The organism is Pseudobutyrivibrio sp. JW11 (assembly GCF_900115355.1).
Classification (GTDB): Bacteria; Bacillota; Clostridia; order Lachnospirales; family Lachnospiraceae; genus Pseudobutyrivibrio; species Pseudobutyrivibrio ruminis.
Map to the genome: position 1 here is coordinate 41,308 of NZ_FOWB01000003.1, position 17,776 is coordinate 59,083.

Genomic DNA, 17,776 nt, shown 5'->3' on the forward strand with positions numbered 1-17,776 from the left:
TGGAGAATCACAAAACCAGAAAGCAGTTAAAGAAGCTCCAATTGAGTAAACAACAATAATTATCCTACGAAAAAAGAGAGAGTTGGCAGCGGTTGCCAGCTCTCTTTTTTCTAGTAAATTTTTGTATACAAAAAAGAACAGCAAAATGAAAGAATAAACAAAAAAGCTACGTAGTTTTGTGGTATAGTATTGATTGTGAAAAAATAAACGATATTTTTTATCAATTAATTTATGGATACAAAAGCAAGACAGTTATTAGATAAATTAAATACAGAACATTCACTTCAGACCGAAGAGTACCAGTATTTACTTGATCATCGCAATCAGGAGCTGATGGACCTTGCAGCAGAGTATGCTCGCAAGTATCAGCAACAGCACTATGGCAACAAAGTATTCATCAGAGGTCTGGTGGAGTTCACAAATTTCTGCAGAAACAATTGCTTGTACTGCGGAATCAGAAGAGATAATTACAACTGTGAGAGATACCGTCTTTCGGCTGATACCATTGTTCAGTGCGCCGATGAAGGCTATGCACTCGGTTTCAGAACTATCGTCCTACAGGGCGGTGAGGATTTCTCATACAGCGATGATGATATATGCGATATCATTCGCAGAATAAAAGCTTCCCATGAGGATATGGTTGTTACACTTTCCATCGGGGAACGCTCAAAGGAAAGTTATCAAAAGTACTACGAGGCAGGTGCCAGACGCTACTTGCTCAGGCATGAAACTGCCAACCCAGAGCTTTATGCAAAGCTTCATCCGGCAGAGCTTTCATGGGACAATCGCATGGAATGCTTAAAGAATCTTAAAGAGATTGGTTATCAGGTTGGTGCAGGCTTCATGGTGGAATCACCTGGCCAGACCACTTATGACTTAGCTATGGATTTGAAATTCGTTGAAGAATTCAAGCCAGATATGTGTGGCATAGGTCCATTCATTAGCCATAAGGAAACACCATTTGCAAATAGCCCTAGTGGCACATTGGAGACAACACTGTTTTGTCTTTCATTACTAAGGATGATTTATCCACAGGTACTACTTCCAGCCACCACAGCCCTTGGCACAATTCATCCAAAGGGCAGGGAAATGGGAATAAAGGCTGGCGCAAATGTAGTCATGCCAAATCTTTCACCTACCGGTGTTAGAAAGAAATACGCTTTATACGATAATAAGATTTGCACAGGCGAGGAAGCTGCCGAGTGCTTAGGCTGCTTAGGCCAGCGCATGGAGAGTATTGGGTATAAAATTGTTACTGACCCTGGAAACAGAGCTGGTTTATAGATTTAAAACAGTCAAGTGAGGTATAAAAATGTACAATGTAAAATCTTTAAAAGCAGAAGAGTTTATCGACAATCAGGAAATCTTAGATACTATCGAGTATGCAGAGGCAAATAAGAATAACTTCGAATTAATCGAAGAATTACTAGAAAAGGCTCGTCCAGTAAAGACAGCAGAAGGCTGCACATGCAAGGGACTTACTCATCGTGAGGCATCAGTTTTACTTGCATGCGAGGAGCCTAAATACATCGAAAAGATGTATGAGGTAGCACAGGAAATCAAGGATGCTTTCTATGGCAACCGTATCGTTCTCTTTGCACCACTTTATCTTTCAAACTACTGTGTAAATGGCTGTGTTTACTGTCCATATCACGCAAAGAACAAGCACATCGGCCGTAAGAAGCTTACACAGGAAGAGGTTAAGGCTGAGGTTATCGCACTTCAGGATATGGGACACAAGAGACTTGCCATCGAAGCTGGTGAGGATCCTGTAAACAACCCTATCGAGTACATCCTCGAGTGCATCAACACAATCTACAGCATTCATCACAAAAATGGCGATATCCGTCGTGTTAATGTAAATATCGCTGCTACAACAGTTGAAAACTATCGCAAGCTCAAGGAAGCAGGAATCGGTACATACATCCTCTTCCAGGAGACATACAACAAAAAGAGCTATGAGGAGCTTCACCCAACAGGACCAAAGCACGATTACGCATACCATACAGAGGCTATGGACCGTGCTATGGAAGGTGGAATCGACGATGTAGGACTTGGAGTTCTCTTCGGTCTTGAAAGCTACAAGTACGAGTTCGCAGGACTTCTTATGCACGCCGAGCACCTTGAGGCTGTTCACGGCGTAGGCCCTCACACAATCTCAGTTCCACGTGTAAAGCACGCTGACGACATCGATCCAGAGGCATTCGACAACTCAATCCCAGATGAGATGTTCACAAAGATTGCAGCTTGTATCAGAATCGCAGTTCCTTACACAGGTATGATTATTTCTACTCGTGAATCAGAGGAAGTTCGTCGCAAGATGCTTCAGGTTGGTATTTCACAGGTTTCAGGTGGAAGCCGTACATCAGTAGGTGGCTACACAGAAGAGGAGAGACCACACGATACAGAGCAGTTTGATGTTTCAGATCAGCGTACACTTGATGAGGTTGTTCGTTGGCTTATGGAGACAGGTCACATTCCTTCATTCTGTACAGCATGCTACCGTGCAGGACGTACTGGTGATAGATTTATGGCACTTTGCAAGAGCGGACAAATCCTCAATTGCTGCCATCCAAACGCACTTATGACTCTTACTGAGTACCTTGTTGACTACGCTTCAGAGGAGACAAGAGAAGTTGGTTTCAAGATGATTGAAGACGAGCTCAAGAAGATTCCTAAGGAAAATGTTAGAAAGATAGCTCTTGAAAACATCGAAGCTATTAAGAACTCAGACAGACGTGATTTCCGTTTCTAAGTTCTCAGTTTTTTAATAAATTAGACAAAGTTATTTTGTATAATTACGATGTCTAAGTTTTTAGTAAAGGGAGAATAAAATGTCCTTGAATAATACACCTAGTGGCCAGCGTGTTCACATTGGCTTTTTTGGAATTAGAAATGCAGGAAAATCAAGCATTGTAAATAAGCTTACAAATCAGGCGGTATCACTTGTGTCTGCACACAAGGGTACCACTACTGATCCAGTCAGAAAGACTATGGAGCTTCTTCCATTGGGACCAGTTGTCATCATTGATACAGCTGGTTTCGATGATGAGGGAGAGCTAGGTGAGCTTAGAAAAGAAAGAACATATCGCATCCTTGATGAGATGGATATCGTTGTTTTGGTACTTGATGCCAGAGCAGACCACCTCACAGAAGAAGAGGTTGATTTCCTAAAGATGGTTAAGGAACGTAAGCTCCCATATATCATCATTGAAAATCACGTGGATGAGGTGGCAGGTCATCCTTTTGAGGAATTGTCATCAGAGGAAAAGCTTCTTTATGTGGATGCCACAACAGATGATATGGCAACTGTAAAGCAGGCACTTCTTCAGCTTGCACCAAAGATTACAGAGCCACCACTTGTTGCTGATTTAGTACCAGAAAAGAGCACAGTAGTGCTTGTTATTCCAATTGACGAATCGGCGCCAAAGGGACGAATCATCTTGCCTCAGCAAATGGTTCTCAGGGATTTGCTGGACCACAGATGCAAAGCCATCTGCTGTCAGCCAGAAGAGCTTACAGAGGTACTTAATGAAGATAAATCGGTATCACTTGTTATTACTGATTCACAAGCATTTGAAACAGTATCAAAGATGGTACCTGAAAATATACTTTTGACATCATTTAGCATATTGATGGCAAGATACAGAGGAAGCCTTAATACCCAGCTAAAGGGCGTGGCTGCACTTAAAAATCTGCAGGACAATGATAAGGTTTTGATTGCCGAAGCCTGCACACATCACAGACAGTGCAACGACATCGGTACAGTTAAATTACCTGGTTGGATTAGAAAGCACACTGGTAAGGATGTTGATTTTGAATTTTCTTCAGGAAATGAATTCCCAGAAGATTTATCAAAATATAAATTAGTAGTTCATTGCGGGGGCTGCATGATTAATGCTAGCGAGATGCAAAGTCGAACTAAGCATTGCGTGGAGCAGGGGGTTCCAATAGTAAACTATGGAATGGCCATTGCCCATTTCAATGGAATATTAGACAGAAGTCTAGAGGTTTTAAATTAAACTGGCAAACAATGTAAAAGGAGAAAAATATGGTAACTTCAGATCAAAGTATTGTGCGTTTAAAGCACAACATCATGGAAGAAGTGTGTAAGCTTGCTTGGAAGGGTGAGCTCGATGCTTCTCACAAGGAACAGGTTTGTTACGAAATCATTCCTGGCCCAAGACCAACATATCGTTGTTGCGTCTACAAGGAGCGCGAAATTGTAAGACAGCGTGTTATCCTTTCATGCGCAGAGAATCTTCCTACTAACCCAGATTCTAAGAACGTAGTACAGGTTATTCAGCCTGCATGTGATGACTGTTCAATCGCTTCTTACTCAGTTACAGATAACTGCCGTTTCTGTCTTGGAAAGGCATGTCTTAACTCTTGTAAGTTTGGCGCTATTGCTCCAGGTGAGAGAAGAATGCACATCGATCCTTCAAAGTGCAAGGAGTGTGGTATGTGTGCTAAGGAATGTCCTTATGGTGCAATCGTTCACCTTGAGAGACCATGTAAGAAGGCTTGCCCAGTTGGTGCTATTTCTTACGATGAGTATGGTCACTGCGTAATCGATGATGAGAAGTGCATCTCATGTGGTCACTGTATCCACAGCTGTCCATTCGGTGCTATCGGTTCTAAGACATATCTTGTACATATCATCAAGGCTATCCTTGAAGGCAAGAAGGTTTACGCTATGTGTGCACCTGCTACAGAAGGACAGTTCGGTGAGGACATCTCTATGGCAGCTGTTAAGGAAGCTTGCAAGAAGATCGGCTTTACAGACATGGTAGAAGTAGGTCTCGGTGGAGATATGACAGCTGCTTACGAGTCAGCTGAGTGGTACGAGGCTAAGGAAGAAGGACGTAAGATGACAACATCTTGCTGCCCAGCTTTCATCAACATGCTTAGAAAGCACTTCCCAGAGCAGTTCGAGAACAACATGTCTTCAACAATTTCACCTATGTGCGCTATCTCACGTCTTCTTAAGGCTACACAGGGAGATGACGTTGTTACAGTATTCGTTGGACCATGTATCGCAAAGAAATCTGAGGCTGCTGACGAGTCAGTTCCAGGTAATGCAGATTACGTTATCACATTTGGTGAGCTTCGTGCACTTATGCGTTCAAAGGGTGTTGAGTTCGAGCCAGTAGAGGAGAACTACCAGGAGTCATCTACATTTGGTAAGCACTTCGCTTCTTCAGGCGGTGTTGCAAAGGCTGTTATCGAGTGCATGCAGGAGCGCGGACAGAACACAGATGATATCAAGCTTATGCAGTGCGCAGGTGGTGCTGAATGTAAGAAGGCACTTATGCTTCTTAAGAGCGGCAAGCTTGATGTAGACTTCATCGAAGGTATGATTTGTGAGGGAGGTTGCGTAGGCGGACCTTCTAAGCATAAGGCTGAGAGAGAAATCCTCAAGGCTAGAAATGGTCTTATCGGCAAGGCTGATGGACGTAAGATTCTTGAAAATCTCGAGAATTACCCAATGGACAAGTTCTCAATGTATAGAGACGGACATATGGAATAAATTATAATTTTTACACCCTGTCGGAGAGTTTTCTGACAGGGTGTATTTTTGTGAAAAAATAACCATAAAAAGATAAAAAAATCAACGCTATGTTAGTAAATTTGTGGTATAGTATAGCTAATGTGTTAAAAATATATCAGAAGATATAATGTAATACTAGGGAGGGTAATTTCATATGGAAATGCTAGTAACAGCGTTGATCTGTCTGCCATTTCTGTGGGCGATTTTTCCTGCATTGATTCATCATTCAAAATGCAGGGCTTTTTTCGTCTATCTAGGATGCGCAATTGTAATGATTCTATCCATCATTACAGCGGTTCAGTGGTTTATGGCTGGGGGCCAGACACTGAATTTCTCATTACCATACCAGGAAACATTCGGTCATGTTTTCCTTGTAGGCGATATTCTTTTAATGTTTTTCATCATTTATCTTTGTGCAAAGTACAAGAAAACAATTATATCTTTGCTAACCATTGTATCCACTGTGGTACCAACCGTTTTGGAGCTGGCAGGGCCAAAGATTCCAAACAATTACACAATGAGATTTGACTATCTCACAATGATTATGGTTTTGATTATTGGAATCGTTGGTACACTGATTGGTGTATATGCAGTGGGATATATGCATGGCTATCACATTCATCATCACAAAGAGCTAAAGGATAGAAGAAGCTTTTTCCTGGCCATGATTTTTGTATTTTTTGGTGCTATGTTTGGTTTGGTATTTTCAGCAAATCTATGTAGTCTGTATTTCTTCTGGGAAATCACATCTGTAACATCATTCCTGTTGATTGGATACACAAGAACTGATGAGGCTATAAACAATTCATTTAAGGCTTTATGGATGAACTTGCTTGGTGGATGTGGATTGGCAGTGGCAATCTCAGTTGGATATTTATGGTATGGAACTGTAAATCTGTTTGACTATATTGATTTAGTTCAGGCAGATCCTACCAACATCAGAAACATGCTTCCAATAGCATGCCTGGCTTTTGCGGCACTTACAAAATCGGCGCAGTTCCCATTCTCAGGATGGCTACTTGGTGCCATGGTTGCGCCTACACCATCATCTGCACTTCTTCATAGTGCAACAATGGTAAAGGCTGGCGTGTACCTGCTGATCAGAATCTCTGTTGCAATGGCAGATAACTATGTGGGAAATATGGTAGCCCTTATTGGCGGCTTCACATTCCTGGCTGCATCTTGCCTTGCTATATCAGTTTCTGATGGCAAGAAGGTGCTTGCTTATTCTACAATTTCAAACCTGGGCCTTATAGTTGCATGTACTGGCTGTGGCTATGAGGAGACAATTTGGGCAGCGGTATTCCTTGTAATTTTCCACGCTGTTTCAAAGTCAATGCTTTTCCAGTGCGTTGGTGCTATCGAAAACACAACTGGCAGCCGTGACGTGGAGGATATGCAGGGATTGATTGCTATTTTCCCTAAGCTTGCAGTAATCCTTATGATTGGTATCGCAGGCATGTTCCTTGCACCATTTGGTATGCTTATTTCTAAGTGGGCTGCACTGAAGGCATTCATCGATACAACATCAGTTTATGTATCAACACTTATGGTACTTTTCATTTGCTTTGGCTCAGCTACAACAATGTTCTACTGGACAAAGTGGATGTCAAAGATACTTGGGGCTTCACCACGTGAGAAGTCACGCGACCTCACAAAGAAGAACGAGTACATCTCAATGTTCTTCCATGCATTTATGATGGTTGCACTTATCCTTGGATTCCCATGGCTTTCAAAGCATGTGTTAAAGCCACTTTCAAATGATATGTTTGGCACTGCAACACAGGTTATCTCATATCAAAATATGATAATCATGATTGTGCTGTTGGTAGGCATCTTTGTAGTTCCATTTGTAAACTTTGTGCTGACAAAGGGACAGAAGGCAAAGCAGGTTATCACATACATGGGTGGTGCCAATGCAGGTGACAACTTCAACTTCGTATCAGCCACAGGTGATCCAAAGGAGATGCACATTGCAAACTTCTACATGGAAGACATTATGGGTGAGAAGAAGCTGTTCACTCCTGCGATAATGATTTCTGCATTCATCATTATTGTTTATATGATTATCGTGATAGGAGGTGCGTTCTAATGACTACGACTCGAATTATAATTGCAGTACTTTATGTACTTTTAGCACCTTTTGTTATCGGACTTTTAGATGGTTTTGACAGAAAGATTTCTGCACGTATGCAGGGAAGACGTGGTCCATCAGTGCTACAGCCTTTCTTCGATATCAAAAAGCTTTTCGAAAAAGAATTTTTAACAGCAAACAAACAGCAGCTGTTTATGATTTACTCATACGTATTTTTCATTGTGCTATCAGGAGTAATTTTTTTCGCTGGCTTTGATTTATTGCTTGTTGTATTTTCACTTTCAACAGCAGCAATGTTTTTGATTTTGGCATCTACATCAACTCACTCACCATTCTCTTCTCAGGGAACTCACAGAGAGCTGGTTCAAATCATGTCATGCGAACCAATGGAACTGTTGGTGGCAGTTGGATTTTATCTGGCTACAAAAACATTTAATGTAAATGAAATAGTGATGAATTCAACATATTCCAACATCATTTATTTGCCAGGATTTTTTGTAGGCTTTGTATTTATCCTTACAATCAAATTTAGAAAGTCGCCATTCGATATTTCTACATCTCATCATGCCCACCAGGAGGTCATCAAGGGCGTAACATCCGAGATGGTAGGTAAGGAGTACGGAATGGTTACACTTGCTGAGTGGTATGAAAATGCAATCCTTCTTGGCATAGTTGGATTATTCTTCCTTAACAGCAACCCACTTTCAGTGATTGGTGCTATCGTTGCAATTCTTGTTGTGTGGTTCCTTGAGATTCTCATCGACAACACATCAGCAAGAGTAAAATGGCAGCTTATGCTCAAGCTTGCCTGGGGCGTAACAATCGTAGCAGCTGGTATGAATCTCTTCTTGCTAGAGATTATCATGGGTTAATGTTTGGAGTTTAGGAGGATAAGAAATGAGTACAATACATAAATCACCATGGCTCCTTCACTATGATGGAAGTAGCTGTAATGGATGTGATATAGAGGTTTTAGCTTGTACTACACCTGTTTACGATGTAGAAAGATTTGGCGTTATCAACACAGGTAACCCAATGCATGCTGATATTTTCCTCATTACTGGTGGTATCAATTCTCAGAATGAAGCTGTTGTAAAGCAGATATACGAGCAGATGCCACAGCCAAAGGTTGTAATCGCTGTAGGCACATGTGCTTGTACAGGCGGAATTTTTAAAGAGTGCTACAACATCAAAGGCGGTGCCGACACAGTTATTCCTGTAGACATCTACGTTCCAGGATGTGCTGCCCGTCCAGAGTCAATCATAGATGGTGTTGTAAAAGGCATCGGCCTGTTTAAAGAAAAGGCAGAGGCTCTTAAGGCACAGCAGAAGGCTAATTAGTAGGAGGAAATCATGCAAGAACTAAAAAAGGATTTATATTTAATCGACAAGGCTGAGCTCCTCCAGGTAATCATGGAAAAGAAGAATGCTCTTTGGAGACTTTGCCAGATTTGCTGTTCATTCCCAAAAGCAGAAAATCATTATGAAGTAACATATTCATTTGCAAACGGATACGATTTTGCAAACTATAGACTCATCGCTGAGCGTGATGAGGAGGTTCCATCAATCTCTCGTGTATACAAATCAGCTATTTATTATGAGAATGAAATGCACGAGCTTTGGGGACTCAATGTTGAGAATATCAAGGTGGATTTCCACGACAAGCTTTACCGCATCGATGTAGAGACACCATTTATTGAAAAGGAGGATAAGTAGTATGGGAAACAGAAGTATAGTACCTTACGGCCCACAGCATCCTGTCCTTCCTGAGCCAATCCATCTTGATTTAGTTTTGGAAGACGAGAAGGTTTTGGCAGCAATTCCTTCTATTGGATTTATCCACAGAGGACTTGAAAGCCTTACAAGCAAGAAGGATTTCAATGAGATGGTATATGTGGCAGAGCGAATCTGTGGTATCTGTTCATTCATGCATGGCATGGGCTACTGCATGGCACTTGAGGATATCATGAACGTAGAGGTTCCTCGTCGTGCAGATTACTTACGTACAATCTGGGCAGAGATGAGCCGCCTTCACAGCCACTTGCTTTGGCTGGGACTTCTTGCTGATGGCTTTGGATTTGAGTCATTGTTCATGCACTCATGGAGACTTCGTGAGAAGATTCTTGATATGTTTGAGGCATCAACAGGTGGACGTGTTATTTTCTCAGTAAACACAATCGGCGGTGTGCTGAAGGATATGCCAAATGATATGCTAAAGGATTTCGTTCATCAGCTGGATGAAATGGAAAAGGAAATCCGCGAGACAACAAGCATCTTCCTTGACGACTACACAGTAAAGAGCCGTCTTGTAGATGTGGGTATTATCACAGGCGAGGACGCTATTCGTCGTGGTGCAGTTGGCCCTATGATGAGAGCTTCCGGAATCAACGTTGATATGAGAAAGAACGGATATGCAGCTTACAATGATATTGATTTTGAAGTAATCACATCAAACAAGTGTGATTCATATGCTCGCTGTGAAGTGCGTATTGGAGAGCTCTTCCAGTCAATCGATATCATCAGACAGTGCGTTGCAAAGATTCCAGATACAGAAATCAATACAAAGGTTACAGGCATGCCAAACGGTGAGTCATTCATCCGTGTTGAGCAGCCACGTGGAGAGGCGTTCTACCATGTACGTGCCAACGGAACAAAGTTCCTTGACCGCTTCAGAGTCCGCACTCCTACCTTCGCCAACATCCCAGCTCTTACTCAAACACTTCAGGGATGTCAGTATGGCGATGTACCGTTGCTGGTGCTCACTATTGACCCTTGTATAAGTTGTACAGAACGTTGATTAGAAGAGAGAAAATAGCTGATTCTTGATATTCTAATTTGTCTGTAGCAAACAAGCTCTTATATTTCTCAAGCGAAACATGTAGTTGAGCGGAGAAATCATAAGGCTTGTGGGCGTAACAGACTGGAGTATTCGGGGGAATCAGCGAGAGTTCAATTGGAGGAGGATTATGGGACAGATATTGCCTTTTACTAAACAAGTGTTAAAGAACCTCTTTTCTGAGCCTGCTACTACTCAGTATCCTTTTGTACAAAGAGAGTATCCAGAGCGCACAAGAGGTCATGTAGACATTAATAAAGATCAGTGTATTCTTTGCGGTATGTGCATGCGTAGCTGCCCACCAGGGGCAATCACAGTTGATAGAGCTGGAAAGACCTGGACTATCAATCGATTTGATTGTATCCAGTGTGGCTACTGCACAGAGAAGTGCCCAAAGAAATGTTTATCTATTACACCAGGCTACCAGGAGCCAGGCCCAGAAAAGTATACATATTCTGTAGAGGTACCTTACGAGCCACCAAAGCCTGCTGCTAAGCCAGCTGCGGCTGCAGCTCCTGCTGGCGGGGGAAAGCCAGAGGCATAGTGCCTTGTTTTGTTATCTGTTATCAAACACGATTATTTAAACGCTCCTGGCTGAGGCTAGGGGCGTTTGCTGGTTAAGAATAATAACAATTAAAATAACGTAGGATATTTATATGATTATAAAATTCATAGTCAAGGGCTTGGTCCAAGGAATAGGGTATCGTCCTTTTGTGGCTAAGCTGGCAGATGAATTGAATATAGATGGATGGGTGCGAAATACCGGAGGAATTGTGACGGTGTGTGCATCAGGAGACGAGGAGAAACTGGAAGAATTGCAAAGCCGATTGACAGTGGAAGTGCCAACTGGCGGCTTTGTAACATCTGTTGAGGTGGAAGAGATTGATGCTGACGAAACATCGGAACTGGAAGGCAAAGGCTTCACAATAGTTGAATCCGACCAGGATATCCAGGCGAATCTGCCCCTCATCCCAGCGGACATTGCAACCTGTGAGAACTGCAAGAAGGAGCTGCTGGACCCAACCAACAGAAGATACTTGCATCCTTTTATTAGCTGTACTGTTTGTGGCCCTAGGTACTCTATACTGGAGCGGTTACCCTATGATAGAGATACAATCACTATGGGGGACTTTGAAATGTGCCCAGAGTGCCAGAAGGAGTACACAGGCAAGCTTGATATTAGACGTCATGCTCAGACTATAGCTTGCAAAAAATGTGGGCCAAAACTTTCATTTACAGCCATTTCGGGCCAAAATAATGTGGATAGCTTGGAAAATGCAGGATATCCTGCAAAAAATACAGTTCACAGAAAGTTCACAAGTGAATTTTTAGACAATTCTAATGAGGATTTTGCGCCTCTAAATGACACAATTGTCCATATACTAAATGGCGGAATTCTAGCTGTAAAAGATATCGGTGGATATCATTTGGTGTGCGACCCATTTAACGAGAAAACGGTGGCAAATCTAAGGCTACTAAAACATCGCGAAGCAAAGGCTTTTGCGGTGATGTTTTATGATTTAGATCAGGCAAAAGATTACTGCATTATCAATGAAAACGAAGCCAAGCTCCTAGAAAGCCCCGCTCGGCCAATCGTGTTATTAAAACGTAAATACGAATTGAATCAGAAGCTTGCAGACAACGTATGTCTCACAAGCCCAGATATAGGAGCTATGCTTCCATGCAACCCAGTGCAGATACTTCTTACAAAAGCCCTGGGGCCACTTATCATGACAAGTGGAAATGCCAGTGGGGATGTGCTTGAAACAGATGATGATAGGATGGAACAGTGGCTACGCCAGCGAGCTCAATCAGATGAAATGAACGAAGTACCAATAGCAATTCTATCTCACAATAGACGAATCCTACGACCAATGGATGACTCAGTAATGAAGGTAGTGGCAGGCCAGCAGCAATTCATCAGACGAGGTCGAGGCCATGTGCCAGCGCCAATTCCTGTGGATATCCCTGGAGAGATTTTCACTGCCGGTGGAGATCTAAAGTCTAGCTTTTGTTATGTGAAAAATGGACTGGCATATGTAAGCCAATATCTGGGGGATATGGAATCAGTTAGTTGCCAGGAGTTCTATAAAAAGGAAAAGAAAGCCATGGAAACAATATTTGGCTTTACTCCAAAGAATAATGTTGTGGATAAGCATCCCGGATATTTCAGTAGAAATAATTCTGCATTTGATATAGAAATCCAGCATCACAAAGCCCATGTGGCTTCAGTAATTGCAGAGCACGGTCTAAATGGAACAGTCCTAGGCTTTGCCTTTGATGGCACAGGCTATGGTGACGACAAAACCATATGGGGTGGCGAGACCTTCTTATGGAAAGATAATCAGATGACCCGTGTGGCCCACCTGAAGCCAGTAAAACTTATTGGTGGAGATGAAGGGGCAAAAAACTGCGACACCATTCTCACAGCAATGCTCCATGGAAATGGCCTTCAGCCAACAGAAATAAACATGAACACCCAGTTGATTATGGCTGCGTTAGATAAAAATATAAACACTGTCACATCCTCATCGATGGGGCGATTATTTGATGCTGTGTCGGCACTGCTTGATATATGTCACTACAATTCCTATGAGGGCCAGGCGCCAATCGAGCTGGAAAACGCTGCAGCCACAACAAATAAGGCATACAAACTTCATTTAGAAACAGACGGTTGTACAAAAACGCTGTTTCGTGATATCGTATATGCGATATCAAATGGGGTTGATAAAGCTGAAATTGCCAGAGGATTTATAGAGGCGGTTTCAGATTATATAGTTGATATTTCAAAGGAATATGAGAATAATCTGGATAAGAATAAGCAAGTAGTATTATCTGGAGGAACATTCCTAAATCGAATTCTTATGGAAAGTACTGTCGGTAAGCTAGAAGCTCTAGGCTTCAAAGTATACACGGCTAATCAGCTGCCACCTGGAGATGGTGGAATCTGTTTAGGGCAGGCTTTTTTATCACAATTCGAAAAGGTATAAAAGGGGTAGAACAATGTGTGTAGCAATACCAGGTTTAGTAAAAAAATTAAAGGATGGCAAGGTCACTGTTGATTTTAATGGAAACGAAGTTGAAGCATATGCAGGCCTTGTAAATGTTAAAGAGGGGGATTACGCGCTGGTTCATGCAGGGTGCGTTATCCAGACTTTAAAAAAGGATGAAGCAGAGGAAATCATTGAGCTGATGGGAGGCCTAGAAGGCTAATGGAATTCTCTGAGATTGTAGATTTTTTAAGAAACTATGATGGCAAGCCAATCAGGCTGATGGAGGTGTGCGGAAGCCATACTCATGCCATAGCAACTCATGGCATCAGGGATATTCTTTCTGACAAGATTCAGCTTTTGTCAGGGCCAGGATGCCCTGTGTGTGTCACACCCACAGCCTATATCGACAAGCTAATAGATATTTGTCTAGAGCCCAATACTACAGTCGCCACATTTGGCGATTTGCTTCGTGTGCCAGGCTCCAAAGAAAGCTTGAATGAAGCAAAGGGCCGGGGCGGCTCGGTGGAGATGGTTTATTCTCCAATGGATGTTCTTGCACTGGCAAAGGACCATCCGGACAGACAATACGTTTTTGCAGCAGTAGGTTTTGAAACAACTGCTCCTGTCTATACATTGCTTTTAGATAATGCAATTGCTCAGGGGCTATCTAATATAAAGATTCTTACTGCTTTAAAAACAATGCCAGGAGCTATTTCATATCTTTGCGACAACGGTGCACAGATAGACGGTTTTATTGCTCCAGGCCATGTTAGCGCCGTTACAGGAGCTGATTATTTTAATGAATTGGCCGCTAAGTATAGCATACCTTTTGCAGTATCAGGTTTTGGTGCCAAGGAGCTAGTTATAGGCATATATGGCTTGGTTCAAATGGTTATAAACAATCAGCCGCAGGTCAAAAACTATTACACATCAGTGGTTGAACAGGGCCAGAACGATATAATCGTTTCTCAACTCAATAAGTATTTTAGGCCTGCAGATGTGGTATGGCGAGGCATGGGAATCATCCCAGGCTCCGGCCTTTTGCTGAGAGATGAATATGCAAACTTTGATGCAGGAAGCAATGGCCTTGATGAAGATAACAAGCGAAACAAGGCATGCCGATGCGGCGATATCCTGATGGGCAAGGCTACACCAAAGGATTGTCCATTATTTGGAAAGGTGTGTACACCTATGTCGCCGGAGGGGGCGTGTATGGTGTCTGAAGAAGGCTCATGCTTTAATGCTTACTTGGTTCGAAGATAGAGGATGGATAAGTTATGGATAAGATTATAATGGAGCATGGCTCAGGTGGCCGTGCAACTGGAGAATTAATAAAAGAAATATTTGAAGCACAATTTGATAGTGACGTTCTTTCAGAGATGGAGGATGCTGCTGTAGTGCCTGGTGATGCCACTATCGCCATGACGACAGACAGTTTTGTGGTTACGCCTCTAGAGTTTCCTGGTGGAGATATAGGTCGCCTTTGCATTTGCGGCACGGTTAATGACCTTTGCATGCGCGGGGCTGTGCCTAAATACATCACATGCGGTTTCATTCTGGAAGAAGGGTGCGATATAGAGCAGCTTAGACGCCTTGTAAAATCCATGGCCGCTACAGCAAAGGAAGCAGGCGTGAAAATCGTTGCTGGAGACACAAAGGTTATCGAAGGCAATGGAGGAATTTATATCAACACTGCAGGTGTTGGATTTGTTCCAAAGGGTGTGGACATCAAGGCAAAAAACGCCCAGGATGATGATGTGATTATTGTCTCAGGAAATGTTGGGGACCATCATGCTACGGTTCTCAGCCAGAGAATGGGCATCAAAAACACAATCGAAAGCGATAACGCTCCACTCCAGGAGATGGTAGGAAAGCTTATTGCTAACAAAATTCCGGTTCATGTGCTGAGAGATGTCACAAGAGGCGGTCTTGCTACAGTCTTAAAGGAACTTGCCTTAGCAAGTGGCCTTAGATTTGAGATTCTCCAGGAAAAGCTTCCTGTGTCAGCACAGGTAAAATCTTTCTGTGGATTGCTTGGGCTTGATCCACTATACATGGGAAATGAAGGTAAGATGGTTGCCATAGTTCCAAAGGAGTACGCTGCTCAGGCTGTGGAAATCATCCGTGGATGTAAATATGGCGAAAATGCATGTATGATTGGAGCGGTTAATACACCTGAAAACGAAAATGAGGTAGGTGCGCTTATAATGAAAACAGAAATAGGCGGTAGACGTTTTCTTGATATTTTGCAAGGTGAAGGACTTCCTAGAATATGTTAACTCCTACAAACTCCAGTAGGACGTTAATATTTAACATTTATTTCATAATTAGGTTGGGGTATCTTGTGCTATAATATACCTACACATCCAAATACGTTTGTTGAATGAATGAGGAGGATGCCATTTGGGAAAAACTGTACTGGTTGTTGATGACTCGAAGTTTATGAGAGCAGTTGTCAAAGGCGAAGTTGAAAGAAATGGCTGTACTGTTGTAGCTGAGGCCGATTGCAGTGATGCAGCGGTTGAAAAATACAAGGAGTTAAAGCCTGATATAGTGACGATGGATATCACAATGACTGTTGATGGACATACCATTGGTCGAAGTTCAAATGGCATAGATGCTATTAAGCAGATTATCGAATTTGATCCAGACGCCAAGATTCTTGTGGTAAGTGCCATGGGTCAAAAGTGTTACGTTATAGAAGCTATTGAAGCAGGAGCCAAGGACTTTGTTATTAAACCTTTTGATGAAGTTCGATTTGCAGAGGCATTAGCACATTTCAAGTAGAACTGAATATGGCTTAAAAGGACTGCAGAGCGGTCCTTTTATTTTGCAAAAATAGCAAACTTATATTGTGCACAATGGAAACTAATTGCACGCAACAAATTACTTGATTTTGTTATATAAAATAATGGATAAGTAAAAAGACCGAGAACTCGGTCTTTTTGAGGGGAGTATAAATAATTAATAAGGGTGCAACTAGGAAACTCCTAGTTACGCTTCAGATTATAATATAACAGGTGTACCAATGCAATAGAATATTTAAAAAATTTTTATTGCATTGACTTGTTATGGGCTGTAGCTTAAGATATTTTTATCTAGGTTTTCCTTGAAAAATCAATTAAGAAAGAGTGTTATAAATTATTTGAAAACGAAGATTTTTACAATTAGTTGCCCATGTCATTTTGGACTTGAGACACCACTTAAAAGAGAAATATACGATTTAGGATACGACATCACAGAAGTTACCGACGGAAGAGTGACCTTCACAGGCGATGCGGAGGCTATTTGCCGTGCAAATATTCACTTGCGCTGTGCTGAGCGTGTGCTAGTTGAAGTTGGCCGTTTTCATGCCACCACATTTGAGGAGCTTTTCCAGGGAATTAAATCTCTTCCATGGGAAGAATATATTCCAAAGGACGGCAAATTCTGGGTTACAAAAGCTACTTCAGTTAAAAGTAAGCTTTTCTCTTTGACAGACATTCAGTCCATTGCTAAAAAGGCCATGGTTGAGCGTATGAAATCATATTACGATATCAACTGGTTTGATGAGGATGGCGCTGAATATCCAGTAAGAATCTTCTTATTAAAGGACGATGTTGTAGTTACTTTGGATTCTACTGGTGTTCCTCTTCACAAGAGAGGCTACAGAACATATACTAGCAAGGCTCCACTTTCGGAGACTATGGCGGCAGCTTTAATTGAGCTTACACCATGGCGTGCAGACCGAATCCTTGTGGATCCATTCTGCGGCTCAGGTACATTTTTGATAGAAGCGGCTATGATGGCTGCAAATATTGCACCTGGTCTCAACAGAGACTTCACTTCTATGGACTGGACAAATCTTATTGATTCACAGATTTGGAAGGATTGCTTTGATGAAGCCAGAGCAGAGGTAAATACAGATATCGAATGCGACCTACAAGGTTTTGATATAGATCCTGAAATGGTAAAGATAGCCCGCTTGAATGCAAAGCAAGCAGGAGTTGATCACTTGATTCATTTCCAGGCCAGAGATGTTGCAAATCTTCGCCATCCTAAAAAGTATGGCTTTATTCTTACAAATCCACCATACGGTGAGCGTTTGGAAGACAAAAAGGATTTGCCTGAAATCTACGGCAAGCTTGGAGATGCATTTAAGGCACTTGATAGCTGGTCTATGTACGTTATCACCAGCTATGAGGATGCACCAAAGTCCATTGGCAAGAAGGCAGATAAGAACCGTAAAATCTACAACGGAATGATCAAGACATACTTCTACCAGTTTTTAGGACCTAAGCCAAAGAAGAAGGACTAAATAA

At 42.1% G+C, this 17,776-nt stretch carries 16 protein-coding genes; all 16 read left to right on the forward strand.

Annotated features, from left to right (window positions below; all coding sequences use genetic code 11):
• The first annotated feature begins 231 nt into the window (after positions 1-231).
• The 16 genes from hydE to BM102_RS04120 all read left to right on the forward strand — a co-directional run bounded on the left by hydE (position 232) and on the right by BM102_RS04120 (position 17,772).
• Positions 232-1,284, forward strand: a complete 1,053-nt coding sequence (gene hydE, locus BM102_RS04045; RefSeq protein ID WP_090479156.1) for a [FeFe] hydrogenase H-cluster radical SAM maturase HydE — start codon at positions 232-234, stop codon at positions 1,282-1,284.
• Between the two features lie 28 nt (positions 1,285-1,312).
• Positions 1,313-2,755, forward strand: a complete 1,443-nt coding sequence (hydG, locus tag BM102_RS04050; protein WP_090479159.1) for a [FeFe] hydrogenase H-cluster radical SAM maturase HydG — start codon at positions 1,313-1,315, stop codon at positions 2,753-2,755.
• A 79-nt stretch (positions 2,756-2,834) separates the two neighbouring features.
• Positions 2,835-4,022, forward strand: coding sequence for a [FeFe] hydrogenase H-cluster maturation GTPase HydF (gene hydF, locus BM102_RS04055; RefSeq protein WP_090479162.1), 1,188 nt, complete (start codon positions 2,835-2,837; stop codon positions 4,020-4,022).
• Positions 4,023-4,051: 29 nt separating this feature from the next.
• Positions 4,052-5,530, forward strand: a complete 1,479-nt coding sequence (locus BM102_RS04060; protein WP_090479165.1) for a 4Fe-4S dicluster domain-containing protein — start codon at positions 4,052-4,054, stop codon at positions 5,528-5,530.
• A gap of 175 nt (positions 5,531-5,705) precedes the next feature.
• Positions 5,706-7,643, forward strand: a complete 1,938-nt coding sequence (locus BM102_RS04065; RefSeq protein WP_044936986.1) for an NADH-quinone oxidoreductase subunit 5 family protein — start codon at positions 5,706-5,708, stop codon at positions 7,641-7,643.
• Positions 7,643-8,518: an NADH-quinone oxidoreductase subunit H gene (locus BM102_RS04070; protein ID WP_044936987.1), complete on the forward strand. Its 876-nt coding sequence runs from the start codon at positions 7,643-7,645 to the stop codon at positions 8,516-8,518. The genes BM102_RS04065 and BM102_RS04070 overlap by 1 nt, the downstream gene beginning before the upstream one ends.
• Before the next feature lie 25 nt (positions 8,519-8,543).
• Positions 8,544-8,987: an NADH-quinone oxidoreductase subunit B family protein gene (locus BM102_RS04075; protein ID WP_044936990.1), complete on the forward strand. Its 444-nt coding sequence runs from the start codon at positions 8,544-8,546 to the stop codon at positions 8,985-8,987.
• 12 nt (positions 8,988-8,999) lie between these two features.
• Positions 9,000-9,362: an NADH-quinone oxidoreductase subunit C gene (locus BM102_RS04080; protein ID WP_049960350.1), complete on the forward strand. Its 363-nt coding sequence runs from the start codon at positions 9,000-9,002 to the stop codon at positions 9,360-9,362.
• A gap of 1 nt (position 9,363) precedes the next feature.
• Positions 9,364-10,443 (forward strand): hydrogenase large subunit, encoded by a 1,080-nt coding sequence (locus BM102_RS04085; protein ID WP_044936992.1) that lies wholly within the window; start codon positions 9,364-9,366, stop codon positions 10,441-10,443.
• Positions 10,444-10,612: 169 nt separating this feature from the next.
• Positions 10,613-11,026 (forward strand): 4Fe-4S dicluster domain-containing protein, encoded by a 414-nt coding sequence (locus BM102_RS04090; RefSeq protein ID WP_090479168.1) that lies wholly within the window; start codon positions 10,613-10,615, stop codon positions 11,024-11,026.
• Positions 11,027-11,138: 112 nt separating this feature from the next.
• A complete protein-coding gene (locus BM102_RS04095; protein ID WP_090479170.1) occupies positions 11,139-13,472 on the forward strand; it encodes a carbamoyltransferase HypF in 2,334 nt (777 codons plus the stop codon).
• A gap of 13 nt (positions 13,473-13,485) precedes the next feature.
• Positions 13,486-13,695, forward strand: coding sequence for a HypC/HybG/HupF family hydrogenase formation chaperone (locus tag BM102_RS04100; RefSeq protein WP_090479172.1), 210 nt, complete (start codon positions 13,486-13,488; stop codon positions 13,693-13,695).
• Positions 13,695-14,738 carry a hydrogenase formation protein HypD gene (gene hypD, locus BM102_RS04105; protein WP_090479175.1) on the forward strand — a complete coding sequence of 348 codons (1,044 nt, stop codon included), beginning with the start codon at positions 13,695-13,697 and terminating at the stop codon, positions 14,736-14,738. Before BM102_RS04100 ends, hypD begins: the two co-directional genes overlap by 1 nt.
• A gap of 14 nt (positions 14,739-14,752) precedes the next feature.
• Positions 14,753-15,754 (forward strand): hydrogenase expression/formation protein HypE, encoded by a 1,002-nt coding sequence (hypE, locus tag BM102_RS04110; protein WP_044937003.1) that lies wholly within the window; start codon positions 14,753-14,755, stop codon positions 15,752-15,754.
• A 124-nt stretch (positions 15,755-15,878) separates the two neighbouring features.
• A complete protein-coding gene (locus BM102_RS04115; RefSeq protein WP_090479178.1) occupies positions 15,879-16,262 on the forward strand; it encodes a response regulator in 384 nt (127 codons plus the stop codon).
• Positions 16,263-16,620: 358 nt separating this feature from the next.
• Positions 16,621-17,772 (forward strand): THUMP domain-containing class I SAM-dependent RNA methyltransferase, encoded by a 1,152-nt coding sequence (locus BM102_RS04120; protein WP_242942899.1) that lies wholly within the window; start codon positions 16,621-16,623, stop codon positions 17,770-17,772.
• Positions 17,773-17,776 lie beyond the last annotated feature (4 nt).